The sequence below is a fragment of the Paraburkholderia sp. PGU19 genome (assembly GCF_013426915.1).
GTDB lineage: Bacteria > Pseudomonadota > Gammaproteobacteria > Burkholderiales > Burkholderiaceae > Paraburkholderia.
In genome coordinates this window covers 523,080-535,066 of sequence record NZ_AP023181.1, presented here as the reverse complement: position 1 = coordinate 535,066, position 11,987 = coordinate 523,080, and the positions used below count along the sequence as shown (strand labels likewise).

The following is an 11,987-nucleotide window of genomic DNA, read 5'->3' as shown; positions in this document are numbered from 1 at the left end:
TCGCTCTCAGAAGGAACGCGGCAGACCGAGGATATGCTCGGCGACGTACGACAGGATCAGGTTCGTCGAGATGGGCGCGACCTGATAGAGACGCGTCTCGCGGAACTTGCGCTCGACGTCGTATTCAGCGGCAAAGCCGAAGCCGCCATGAAACTGCAGGCAGGCGTTGGCCGCTTCCCAGGAAGCATCGGCGGCGAGCAGCTTGGCCATGTTGGCTTGCGCGCCGCACGGTTCGTGCGCGTCGAAGCGGCGCGCGGCCTCGAAGCGCATCAGGTTCGCTGCTTCGACGTTGATGTATGAACGCGCAATCGGGAACTGCACACCCTGGTTCTGGCCGATCGGACGGCCGAACACGACGCGGTCCTTCACGTACTGCGAGACCTTGTCGATGAACCAGTAGCCGTCGCCGATGCATTCGGCCGCGATCAGCGTGCGCTCGGCGTTCAGTCCATCGAGGATGTACTTGAAGCCCATGCCTTCTTCGCCGATCAGGTTTTCGGCGGGGATTTCCAGGTTGTCAAAGAACAGTTCATTGGTCTCGTGATTGACCATGTTCGGAATTGGACGAACCGTCATGCCGTGGCCGATCGCCTCGCGCAGATCGACGATGAAGATCGACATGCCTTCGCTTTTCTTCGTCACGTCCGCAAGCGGCGTGGTGCGGGCGAGCAGGATCATCAGGTCGGAATGCTGGACGCGCGAGATCCACACCTTCTGCCCATTGACGACGTAGCGGTCGCCCTTGCGCACGGCCGTGGTCTTGATTTTGGTCGTGTCGGTGCCCGTGGTCGGCTCGGTGACGCCCATCGATTGCAGGCGCAGTTCGCCGCTCGCGATCTTTGGCAAGTACAAGCGTTTCTGTTCCGCCGAGCCGTGGCGCAGCAGCGTGCCCATGTTGTACATCTGCCCGTGGCACGCGCCCGAGTTGCCGCCCGAGCGGTTGATCTCTTCCATGATGACGGACGCTTCCGTCAGCCCCAGACCCGAGCCGCCATATTCTTGCGGGATCAATGCGGCGAGCCAGCCTGCTTTGGTCAGCGCGTCGACGAAGGCTTCGGGATAGCCGCGTTCTTCATCGACCTTGCGAAAGTACTCAGCCGGGAATTGCTGGCAGAGGTCGCGAACGGCTTCGCGGATGTCCTGAAACGGATCGGTGACGGTATGGATCATGGTCAAGTCGTATGCAGTTGCGGATTGCGGAATCAGGCGAGCGTCGCGCGCGCCGACATGGTCAGCCAGCCTTCGTGGTCCTTCGACCAGAGTTCGACCGTCTTGCCGTCCGCCGACGGCTGGCCGCACAGATGCAGGGCGTTGCCCATGAAGCTCGGACGCATCGCCTTGTAAGAAAATTCGAGCACCTTCGCGTCAGGGCACTGCCTGCGCAGCAGATCCATCAGCAGCGTGGCGATCAGCGGTCCATGCACGACGAGATTCGGATAGCCTTCTACCTGCGTCGCGTACGGCATGTCGTAATGGATGCGATGGCCGTTGAAGGTCAGTGCCGAGTAGCGGAACATCAGCACTTCATCGGGGACGATCTGCCGGTGCCATTGCGCGGCATCGGGCGCGGCGGTCGGCGCGGGAGCGGGCGCGCCAGGCGCGGCCGGTTCGCGGTAGACGATGTCCTGTTCTTCGTCGATGGCGAACGTGCCTTCGCAATAGATGCGGTGGTTCACGGTGACGAAGCCGAGCTTACCGGTGCGGCCTTGCTTCTCGCTGACGTTCAGGATCGACGATTCGCGCGTGATTGCGCTGCCGACCGTTACGGGCGCGTGAAAGCGCAGGCGGCCGCCTGCCCACATGCGGCGCGGCAAGCCGAGGTCGGGAAGAAAGCCGCCTTTACGCGGATGACCGTCTTCGCCGATCTGCGCCTGCGCGATGGTCGGGCGGAAGAAGATCCAGTGCCAGAGAAGCGGAAGGGCGTCGCCGGGAAGCGGCGGCGCATCGTAGTCGAGCGTGGCGCCCAGCGCGACGGCCGATGTGGGCACGACGATGTCGGCGGCGATTACGGTTTGCGCATCGGATGCAGCGGACTGTTCGGTCATGCCTGTCTCCGTCGCCGGCAGCCGCCAGCGCGTTTGTTCTCGGGTTTGTTCCCGATACGCAGAGATTAGGCGAAGCCCGAATACGGCGGAAATACCAGTTTCATGTGCCGGTCATAGGGCGATCCTATTGCGGCCAGGGCAGGGCGGCACGTTGCAGCACGGTCATCGGGCCGAGCCGCTCGATCAACGCCAGGTGTGCCGCGTCACGCACGAACAGCGAACCGGCGAACCCCAGCGCGTTCACCGACACGCTCTCGACGTGTTCCGCCGATCTGGGAACGAGCAGCATCCATTGGCGCGTGACGAGCAGGTTGTACGGCGACGATTGACATGGAACGCCGTCGGTCTCGGTGGCGCCGACGCCGGCCGCTTCGAGCAGCGCGTGGTAGCAGCCAAGTGCCGTCTTTGCGGCATCGGCGGGCGTCGCCTGATCCAGCGCGACACGCGCGAATGCGTGACGAAACGGCAGGTCCGGCACGCGCATCGCTGGCCCATTGGAGACGGCTTCCGCTAGCATCGGCTCGACAGGCACGGCAGGCCCCGAATCGCCGAGCGGCAGCGGCACGATCTGAAGATGCTTGTGCGGCTGACTGGCACCCGCCTCGGGGCCGCCATTGTAAAAGCCGATGCCATCGAATTCCGCCATGCAGGCCATCAGCGCTTCGAAGTCCGCGAGATCGAGCAGCGCTTCCTGCCGCTGAAAATCGCGTGTGACGATCAGCAGATGATGATCGATGACGTTGAACTTGTTGAGCAAGGCCAGATGCGTATCGGAGATATCGGCGACGAACAGGTCGGGATCGTATGGAAGGAACGGATTCGCAACGGGACGCTTCTCTGTCTGCAGCTTGCGCGCTTGCCGGCGCTGCTGCTCCTTGCGCGTGAGGCTCGACACCTGCCGCACGACGAACCGGACAACGCCGCTTTCGATGACGGCCTGAACGGTATCGATAGGTTGCAGCGCGCCGCAGCGCAGCGCGTGTCCTGTCTGCCGCTCGATGGCGGGCCACAGCGTGCCTGGCGCAAGACGTCGATGGTCCATTCGGGTCAAAGTTTATAGCCGATCGTGCGCAGCAGATCCTTGCGCCATTTCACGTCTTCCGCGCCTTCGACGCCGAGCGGCGCAAACCCGTCTATCACGCCGACGATGCCCCGGCCCTGATCCGTTTCCGCCACCAGCACCTCGACGGGATTCGCCGTTGCGCAGAAGATGCGGCACACCTCGGGGACGCCCTTCAATGCATTGAGCACGTTGACGGGGAAAAAGCCGTCGCCGAGAAACACGAAGAAGCTGTGGCCCGCCGCGACGTTCAGCGCGTTCTGGCTGGCCATCTCGACGAGCGCATCGTCGGTGCCGGAGCGCCGCACGAGCCGCTTGCCGGACGCTTCGCAGAATGCGAGTCCGAACTTGATGCCGGGCACCGCGCCGACGAGCGTTTCGTGGATATCCTCGACGGTTTTGATGAAATGGGATTGCCCGAGAATGAAGTTGGTCGTTTCGGGCTTGACGACGGTGACGGCGGACAATTGCATGGCGGGCCTCGCTCCGTTGCGGCAGAACGCTGGTGGGAGATGCGTGTCAGATGCGTGTCGAGCTTGTTCTAGCCTAGACGCAAGCGCGCACGAGGGAAAGCGGGCGCGATGTAAGGCGATTGTCTGATTGATCGAAAACGGAGGCGGAAACATCGCGATACACATTCCACACGATGCTTACTGGGCTGGCTCGGGTACGCACCCAGCCAATGTGGGAAAATCAGGGACATGAAAACGCCCAGAATTTCAATCATCGTGGCCATGCTTGCCGTGGTCAGCCCGCTGGCGCACGCGAGCCTCGCGAGCGGCGCTCACCAGTTCAAGACCGACGCCAAGACGGCTGGCCGGGAGACCGGGCACGCCGTTCGCGACGGAGTGCATGCCGTCGGACACGGCGCGAAAGCGGCAGGCCATGCCGTTGCCGACGCGACAAAGCACGGTTATCACGCAACGAAGAAGTTCGTGACGGGACATGGCTAGGTGCCGCATTGCAGCATGCTGAATGGCATGTGATTGCGGCCCGCTGAACAGCCCATTCAGGCGTACGATTAGAGGCATCGCCCCGTTGCATCCCGTTGTGGATGCCGCGAATTGACGGAGAGCCGATATGAGACGCCTTTATTTCATTGCCCCCGACACGCTGACAGCGAAAGCGATCGTCGACGACCTGCTGCGCGCGAGAATCACCTGGCGGCACATCCATGTGCTCGCGAATCACAGCGTCACCCTCGAAGAATTGCCACAAGCCTCTTTGCTGCAAAGCAGCGACGTCGTGCATTCGCTGGAACGCGGTGTCGCGCTCGGCGGCGTGACGGGCGCGCTGCTTGGCCTCGTGGCGCTTGTCTATCCGCCCGCCGAACTGGCTATCGCGGGCGGCGCGGTCGTCATGCTGACAGTAGCGGGCGCCGGTTTCGGCGCGTGGACAGCCACGATGATCGGCGTCAACGAGCCGAATACGCAGCTAGAACGTTTTCGCGATGCGATACGCGATGGCCAGTTGCTAATCATGGCCGACGTGCCCGCATCGCGTGAACATGAGATCGAGCAATTGATCAAGCAGCATGTCCCGCGAGCCGATCTCGAAGGTGCGGAGCCCGCCTCGCCGATCTTTCCGTAGCACCTGGCAGGCCTTTCGCGCGCCGGCAGCGATTCGACAACGCAGTGCAAATGGTTGACAATCGAATGCCTTGCGCGCGGGGAATGATCCAATAGCCGGCTCCATAGATGCGTCGTGACGGCATCCAGCCGTCTCACACGGAACATCGTCGAGCCGGCCCCGCCGCGCTGTCCGATTCACGCGAACCACGCCCAAGGCGCTTTCGCGCAAGACCTGCTGACAACTATCAATGAGAAAGACTCTGGACGGCCTCGCCGTTTCAAGCATGGTGATGCTGTGCCTGATATGGGGACTGCAACAGGCGGCAATGAAGGCGATCGCTGCCGATGTCTCACCACTGCTTCAGGTATCGCTGCGCTCCGGGGTTGCCGCCGTGCTGGTCTGGGTGTTCGGCCGGCTGATCGTGCGCGACACATGGCTCAAGGGCGTTGCGCTCGGGCCGGGATCGCTGGTCGGCGTGCTGTTTGCCGCCGAGTTTCTGTTCGTTGCTGAAGGCTTGCGCCTGACCACGGCGTCTCACATGGCCGTGTTCCTTTACACCGCGCCGATGTTTGCGGCAGTCGGTCTGCAGATCGCGCTGCCCTCCGAACGCCTGACGCGCATGCAGTGGACGGGCATCGCGATCGCCTTTGTCGGGATCGTGATTACCTTTGTCGGGCCGGGCGCGGGAGGCGGCGCGGGGCCGTCGGCGCCGAACTGGATGCTAGGCGATCTGCTGGGCATTTGCGCAGGCGCAGTGTGGGGCCTGACTACCGTCGCCGTGCGCGCGTCGCGCCTGAGCGAAGCGCCCGCCACGCAGACGCTGTTCTATCAACTGGTGTGGGCCTTCGTCGTGTTGCTGCCGTTTGCCTTGCTGTCCGGCCAGTCCGCGTTTCATGGCAACACGCTGGTGTGGGCGAGCCTCGGGTTTCAGGCCTTCGTCGTCTGTTTCTTTAGCTACGTTGCGTGGTTCTATCTGCTGAGAATCTATCTTGCGTCGCGGCTCGGCGTGCTGTCGTTCATGGCGCCGATGTTCGGCGTAGCGCTCGGCGCGCTGCTGCTGCATGAACGGCTCGATCCGACCTTTCTCGCGGGCGCGGCGCTCGTGCTGGTGGGCATGCTGGTCGTCAATGGGCGCGAGTGGTTGAAGTTCGTCTTCACACGGCAAAGTCGCGATGGCGTGAACGTGAAGCACGCTGTTGACAGACGTCTCAACCGATAGCGCGTCTGCGCAGCCACTCCGCCACGATCACACATGCCGTGAGCCATGCTGTTGACGACATCGCGCCCGCCAGCACATCGCTGGCGAAATGCACGCCGATGATCAACCGGCTCCACGCAATCATTCCGACGACAGCCACCGCGCCGAGTACCACGGGCAGCCGCCAGCGCGCGGGCAGCGTGCGCATGAGTACATACGCGATCGCGCCATAAGTCGCAAGCGAGCCGGACGTGTGGCCGCTCGGGAAACTCCAGCTATGCACGGACGCCAACGCGGTGTCGTAGTCGGGCCTTGCGCGGCGGATCAGTTGCTTCAGCGTCATGTTCAACAGGCCGTTGCCGCCCGAAGCCGCGGCGAGTGTGCAGGCGAGTAGAAGGTGCCGCGTCGACAGCAATGCAATGGCGCCCGCTGTGCAACAGATCGCCAGCACCTTGGGATCGCCGAGATGTGTCGCAATAGCAAAGGCATGTTTCACTTCGCGCGGCACCGTAGCGCCGAGATTGCGCGCGAACGCGAGGTCGAAGCGGGTCAACGCGGGATCGGTCAACAGCGCGTGCGTGAGCGCCGTGAAGCACGCGGCGGCAGCGACGATCACAACCACGCCAACGCCGATCCCCGCATTGAATGTCAGCGTGCGCGCATGGCCCACACGAAAAGCCCCATACGCGATGCACTCCGCGACGAGCAGGGTCGCCGCCATCAGTACGAGCGCATGCCGGCCCGCGATGCTCGCAAGCTCGATCATGACGAACCGGCCGCGCGCACAGAAACAGGCGAACGCGCTTCATCCGTGCTGGCGAGATCGAGTGCATATTCCAGCACTGGCACGAATGCGCCGTTTTCGTCGTAGTCATAGCGCGCGACGACGGCCTTGCGCCCATTCGGATCGCCCGCGTCGTAGCGAATCAGATTGACCGAATTCGACATCTGTCCGCGGATGCGCGTCGATACCGCCGTGCCTGCCTGCACGGCCCACACAGGCCGCGCAATGTCCAGGCGGCTCGCGAGCGGCAGCACATAAGGCAAATGGATATGTCCGCCGACGATCAGATCGACACCCGCCTGGGACCATCGGCGGATCGCGGGTTCGCGGCCGTGCAGCAGATTGCGCGTGTCCTCTGCCGCGACGGATGCCACGGGATGATGCGTGACCACCACGCGCAGTTGCAGCGGTGTCGCGCGTTCGAGTCGCCGTGCGGCACGCTCGATCTGTTCCATGGAGACTTCGCCATCCGTATGCCGCGCGCGGCGGGTCGTATTCAGCCCGATCACCAGCAGTTCGCGCGACTCGAACACGGGTTCGAGATCGGCGCCAAATACGCGCCGGTGATTCGCATACGGATGCAGCACGCGCGCGAGCAGGTTGAAGAGGGGAATGTCGTGATTGCCGGGAATCACGAGCGTCGGCGTTGCGCCCAGCCGGTCGACGAACGCACGCGCCGCCGCGAACTGGCTGCGCCGCGCGCGCTGCGTGATATCGCCGGACAGCACGGCGAGGTCCGCCTGCTCGCGCGCGGCGAGTTGCAGCAAGGCTTCGACGACGTCGGGCCGTTCGGTGCCGAAATGCGGATCGGAGATCTGGAGCAACAGCGTCATGAGCGGTTCAGGGCAGCGACATCGGCCTCGGGTTTCAGCAGATAAAGGGGCGTGTCGCCGACGCGGAATTCGAGCGGCATCTGCATATAGGTGACCTCGCCATCCATTGCGATTTTGACACGCCGGCGCCGCTTCGACGGATGCGTGACGGTAAAGCGGCGAAACGCGAAGGCGATCACGTTGTCCGCGTCGCTCATCCCGCGCCGTGCAGCGACAGCACGATCTGCGCAAGGCGGCCGATCGCGCGCGGCGCCAATGCAACCAGCAAACCTTGCGTCAGCAACGGCGCTTCCGACGCGCCGACCTGTTCGAGTTGAAGCCGGTTGTTGGCGACGAACAGCGTCGACGTGCGAATCTCCTGCATCGTACCTTTGTGATCGACATGCAGACGCAGATGCCGATGCCGCCGCAACAGCATCGCAATCGCCGACCACAGCGGGACCAGCCGGCTGCGCCCGAATTGCCGCTTGTAGATTTCGCGATGCTCCAGCATCTTCGGGTACAGCCCGAGGCTCGCGTTGACGAGGAACATGCGGTCGTTCACGTAGCCGACCTGCACGGGATGCGCGCGTGCCGTCAGCAGCAGATCGATGGCTTGTGCGGGATCGGCGGGAATGCCGTGGTCGCGGCTGAAATAGTTGAACGTGCCGCACGGCAGCACGCCGAACGCGCAGCCACTGCCGATCACCGCTTGCGCGACGGCACACAGCGTGCCGTCGCCGCCCGCGCCGACAACCGCGCCGCCACGTGCCTGCGCGAGTTCGACCGCGCGTTGCGCCGTCGCGCCGAGTTGCGATGGGTCTTGGACGAGCATCAGTTCGTACTCGCGGTTCGCTTTGCCGAACGCGTTCGCGAGCAACGCGGCCGTGGTCTCGCCCTGCTTGCGTCCGGAGCCGGCGTTCATCACGATTACGAACGGCGCGCGCGCGTCCATCGGTTGGGCTTCGGCGTGCGTGGGGAGGGCAGATGGTTGCAACGCAATGTCTCCGTGAACATGTTGACTGTACCTGACGATCTGGCTTTGTTGAGCAGAACGTGACGCGTCGCATGTTGCTTGTGGGCGCAACGTTCAGTGTGTGCATGCAACACGCATGAGCATCGGCGGGAGCGCACGGCCCAGGCGGGTTTTGGCGTGCTCGCGGATATGCTCGCGTCGGCTTTGCCACTATGATGACCTTCTGCCGACGCGGCTTTGATCGCGCAGCACGAACGCGAACTACAACAAGGAGACGTCATTGAAGCGACTTTTCGTCACGATGTCATGCGCGGTCATGCTGTCGGGCTGCGGCGGAAATGGCGTCGCGCGTGCTGCGCCGAAGGTGATCGTCGATAGCGACTACAACACGCTGAGCGACGACGGCCAGCTTGGCGTGATGGCCGCGCAATTGCAGGCGCAAGGCAGGATCGAGGTGCTCGGCATCACAGTCGTGTCGGGCAACCAGTGGCTCAAACAAGGTGTCGCCGACGCGTTGAAGTCGATGGAACGGCTCGGCGTCGGAGACCGCATCGGCGTGTATGCGGGCGCGAATTACGCGCTGGCGCATCCGTATCCGGAGATCCAGCAGGAACTCGCGCAGTTTCCCGGCGGCGACGGCTATCTCGGCGCATGGAGTACGCCGGAGCCGACTTCCGATGCTCAACTCGTCGCGCCGCCCGATGGCTTCGCGACGCATACGCAAGTGCAGAGCAAAAGCGCGGTGGACTTCATCGTCGATAGCGTGAAAGCGAACCCGAACCAGGTGACGATACTCGCGATCGGTCCGCTGACGAACATCGCGCTCGCGGCAAGACAGCATCCCGAGATCGTGCCGATGATCAAGCAGATCGTCTACATGGGCGGCGCGTTCGACGTGCCGGGCAACACCACGGCGACGGCCGAATTCAACTGGTGGTTCGATCCCGAAGCGGCACGCGAAGTACTGCGTCTGCCCATCAAACAGACTGTGGTTCCCCTCGACGTGACCGACACTGTGAAGATGGATAAAACCGTCTATGACCGCATCACGCACGATCCGACCAGACAGACCATCATCACGCAACTGTTCAAGCAACTGAACGGCTATGGTTTCGACGGCAAGAATGGCTTCGAAACCAATCCGAACTACACGACTGACATCTGGGACACGCTGACCATCGCCTGGCTGATGGACCCCAGCTTCGCGACGCAGACGGAAGAACGCTGGGTCGACGTCGATACGAGCTTCGGTGCGAACGACGGCAAGGCGACGGGGTACGCGAGTTCGCCGCCGGCAGGGCTGCAGAAGATGACGATCATCAAGCGCTTCGACAACGCTCGCTTCTTCGATTTCTATGTCGATCTGCTCACGCGGCCAGTGCCTGTGAAATTGCCGTGACAGATGCATCGCGTGTGCCCGTCTGCACGCGTCCCTTCAATTGCGCACACTCCATTGAGCACCTAGTATGCATTTCGGACCAGCCGGCTGCATTGCGATGCGGAACGTCGCAAGCCGCGCTGGCGTGACTGTTCTTCGACTGGAGCAAATTCGATGCGAAAGATGAGAGCGGTACAGGTGAGCGGGCCGGGCGGCGCGCTGGAACTCGTGGAGCGTGACGTGCCGTCGCCCGGCGCGGGCCAGGTGTTGATCAAGGTGCAGGCGTGCGGCATCTGCCACAGCGATTCGCTGACCAAGGACGGCCAGTGGCCGGGCCTGCAGTATCCGCGCGTGCCGGGCCATGAAGTCGCGGGCGTGATCGATACGGTGGGTGCGGGCGTCGAAGGATGGAAAGCGGGCGAGCGCGTGGGCGTGGGCTGGCACGGCGGCCATTGCGGCCATTGCGCGAATTGCCGGCGCGGCTATTTCGTCGTGTGCGAAAAAGGGCAGATACCTGGCATCAGCTACGACGGCGGCTACGCCGATTACCTGGTCGCACCCGTCGAGGCGCTGGCGCGCATGCCCGCAGAACTCAACGACGTGGACGCCGCGCCGCTGCTTTGCGCGGGCATCACCACGTTCAACGCGTTGCGCAACAGCGGCGCGCGCGCGGGCGACGTGGTCGCGATTCTCGGTATCGGCGGGCTGGGGCATCTTGGCGTGCAGTTCGCGCGGCGCATGGGCTTCAACACGGTCGCGATCGCGCGCGGCGAGGACAAGGCGCCGCTCGCGAAGCAACTCGGCGCGCATCACTACATCGACAGCCGCTCGCAGAATCCCGCCGATGCGCTCAAGGCGCTGGGCGGCGCGTCGGTCATTCTCGCGACGGTGACCAACGCCGACGCGATGACGGCCACGCTCGGCGGCCTCGCGCTCAACGGCAAGCTGATCATCCTCGGCGTCGCGGACAAGCCGATCGAAGTGCCGCCCGTGCAGTTCATCATGGGGCGCAATGCGGTGCAGGGCTGGCCGTCGGGTTCGTCGGCCGATTCCGAGGACACGCTCGCGTTCAGCGCGCTCGCCGACGTCAAGCCGATGATCGAAACCTATCCGATCGAACGCGCCGCCGAAGCGTACGACCGCATGATGAGCGGCGCCGCGCGCTTTCGCGTCGTCCTGACGATGAACTAGCCGTTTCGCCTGAACGGGCGAAGCCATGCGGGCTGAAAGGCCGCCGTCGCGAGCGCGCGACGGCGGTTGCAAATCCGTCTCTGCCAATGTCTGCCGGGGTTTGCGGCATCTGCGGGAGGCCCGCAACGCTCCTTCTACATCCCGTCCACCAATCTCACCTCCGGCAGCGCGTAAAATGCTGCCTTTTCATGGTTTCGGGTGGTATGGTTCAAGCCCCTCAGCGTACGGCGGTCAGCGGTCCGACGCTCGTCCGTCTGCTCGCGCGCCTGACTGCCGCCGACGTTCCCGCCTCCAGCCAGTCGCTGTCGGACCAGTTGAGCCAGTGGCTCGGCTGGACGGACGCGATTGCGTTGTCGACGGCGCTCAACAGTGCGCCGCCCGCCGTCGCGTCCGGCGCACGGGGCGCTGGCAGCGTCGAGCACGAGTGCGCGCGCGTGCGCGCGTCGCTGGCTGACGCGATTGCCGGCGACAGCATGCTCGCGCCGCGCCGGCGGCGCAGCGCCGCGCACGCGCAGAATGCGCAGCAGCCAGAAGCGGAAGCCAATTACGCGGACTTTCGCCAGTGCTATCTGGCGTTGCAGCAGACGATGGAAACGCGCATCGGCGGTCTGCGCGGCCGGCTGCGCAGCATGGTGGCGGCCCAGACGTCCGACATGACGCGGCTCGCGGTGGTCGACGCGATCATGGAGCGGTCGCTCGGCGCGCGCGAGCGCAGCCTGTTCGGCGCGGTGCCGGGTCTGCTCAGCGGACATTTCGAGCGCCTGCGCCAGGCGGCGCAGGACGAGCAGGACGCTCTGGACACTGTGGCTACTACGGCCACTTCAGCCGAGAGTCAAGTCGCTGCGGCCCGGCCCGGCGCATGGCTAGACGTGTTCCGCAAGGACATGCAAAGCGTGTTGCTTGCCGAACTCGATATTCGTTTTCAACCGGTCGAAGGGCTGCTGGCTGCCCTTCGCATCAGCTAACTGGGA

The 11,987-nt window shown here is 64.0% G+C and carries 12 protein-coding genes and 1 pseudogene; 6 read left to right on the top strand and 7 right to left on the bottom strand.

Annotation, left to right across the window (positions count from 1 at the left end):
• Nucleotides 1-6: 6 nt before the first annotated feature.
• The 4 genes from H1204_RS32255 to H1204_RS32240 form a co-directional block, all read right to left on the bottom strand.
• Nucleotides 7-1,170: an acyl-CoA dehydrogenase family protein gene (locus H1204_RS32255; protein ID WP_180734590.1), complete on the bottom strand. Its 1,164-nt coding sequence runs from the start codon at nt 1,168-1,170 to the stop codon at nt 7-9.
• A 32-nt stretch (nt 1,171-1,202) separates the two neighbouring features.
• On the bottom strand, nt 1,203-2,045 hold the full coding sequence (locus tag H1204_RS32250; protein WP_180734589.1) for a MaoC family dehydratase N-terminal domain-containing protein: 843 nt from the start codon (nt 2,043-2,045) through the stop codon (nt 1,203-1,205).
• Between the two features lie 124 nt (nt 2,046-2,169).
• On the bottom strand, nt 2,170-3,087 hold the full coding sequence (locus H1204_RS32245) for a DUF4922 domain-containing protein (RefSeq protein WP_180734588.1): 918 nt from the start codon (nt 3,085-3,087) through the stop codon (nt 2,170-2,172).
• 5 nt (nt 3,088-3,092) lie between these two features.
• Nucleotides 3,093-3,578: an adenosine-specific kinase gene (locus tag H1204_RS32240; protein WP_180734587.1), complete on the bottom strand. Its 486-nt coding sequence runs from the start codon at nt 3,576-3,578 to the stop codon at nt 3,093-3,095.
• Between the two features lie 228 nt (nt 3,579-3,806).
• Between H1204_RS32240 and H1204_RS32235 the strand changes: the two genes are divergently transcribed.
• The 3 genes from H1204_RS32235 to H1204_RS32225 all read left to right on the top strand — a co-directional run bounded on the left by H1204_RS32235 (nt 3,807) and on the right by H1204_RS32225 (nt 5,896).
• Entirely contained in the window at nt 3,807-4,058 is a 252-nt protein-coding gene (locus H1204_RS32235; RefSeq protein WP_054932030.1) for a hypothetical protein, read from the top strand.
• A 127-nt stretch (nt 4,059-4,185) separates the two neighbouring features.
• Entirely contained in the window at nt 4,186-4,695 is a 510-nt protein-coding gene (locus tag H1204_RS32230; protein ID WP_180734586.1) for a DUF1269 domain-containing protein, read from the top strand.
• A 229-nt stretch (nt 4,696-4,924) separates the two neighbouring features.
• Nucleotides 4,925-5,896 carry a DMT family transporter gene (locus tag H1204_RS32225; RefSeq protein WP_180734585.1) on the top strand — a complete coding sequence of 324 codons (972 nt, stop codon included), beginning with the start codon at nt 4,925-4,927 and terminating at the stop codon, nt 5,894-5,896.
• On the opposite strand, the gene H1204_RS32220 is transcribed toward H1204_RS32225, so the two are convergent.
• The 3 genes and pseudogenes from H1204_RS32220 to H1204_RS32210 form a co-directional block, all read right to left on the bottom strand.
• The gene (locus tag H1204_RS32220; RefSeq protein ID WP_180734584.1) at nt 5,886-6,641 is read right to left on the bottom strand and encodes a phosphatase PAP2 family protein; all 756 of its coding nucleotides are present in this window, start codon (nt 6,639-6,641) and stop codon (nt 5,886-5,888) included. The two genes, H1204_RS32225 and H1204_RS32220, sit on opposite strands and share 11 nt — an antisense overlap.
• Entirely contained in the window at nt 6,638-7,492 is an 855-nt protein-coding gene (locus H1204_RS32215; RefSeq protein WP_180734583.1) for a metallophosphoesterase, read from the bottom strand. Before H1204_RS32215 ends, H1204_RS32220 begins: the two co-directional genes overlap by 4 nt.
• Nucleotides 7,489-8,426 (bottom strand): annotated as a pseudogene (locus H1204_RS32210) (diacylglycerol kinase family protein). The gene H1204_RS32215 and the pseudogene H1204_RS32210 overlap by 4 nt, the downstream one beginning before the upstream one ends.
• Nucleotides 8,427-8,748: 322 nt before the next feature.
• On the opposite strand from H1204_RS32210, the gene H1204_RS32205 reads away from it, so the two are divergent.
• From H1204_RS32205 to H1204_RS32195, 3 genes are all read left to right on the top strand, one after another.
• Complete coding sequence (locus H1204_RS32205; protein WP_180735112.1) at nt 8,749-9,846, top strand: nucleoside hydrolase; 1,098 nt, start codon at nt 8,749-8,751, stop codon at nt 9,844-9,846.
• 153 nt (nt 9,847-9,999) lie between these two features.
• Entirely contained in the window at nt 10,000-11,016 is a 1,017-nt protein-coding gene (locus H1204_RS32200) for an alcohol dehydrogenase (RefSeq protein ID WP_180734582.1), read from the top strand.
• A gap of 203 nt (nt 11,017-11,219) precedes the next feature.
• A complete protein-coding gene (locus tag H1204_RS32195) occupies nt 11,220-11,981 on the top strand; it encodes a DUF3348 domain-containing protein (protein ID WP_180734581.1) in 762 nt (253 codons plus the stop codon).
• Nucleotides 11,982-11,987: the final 6 nt, after the last annotated feature.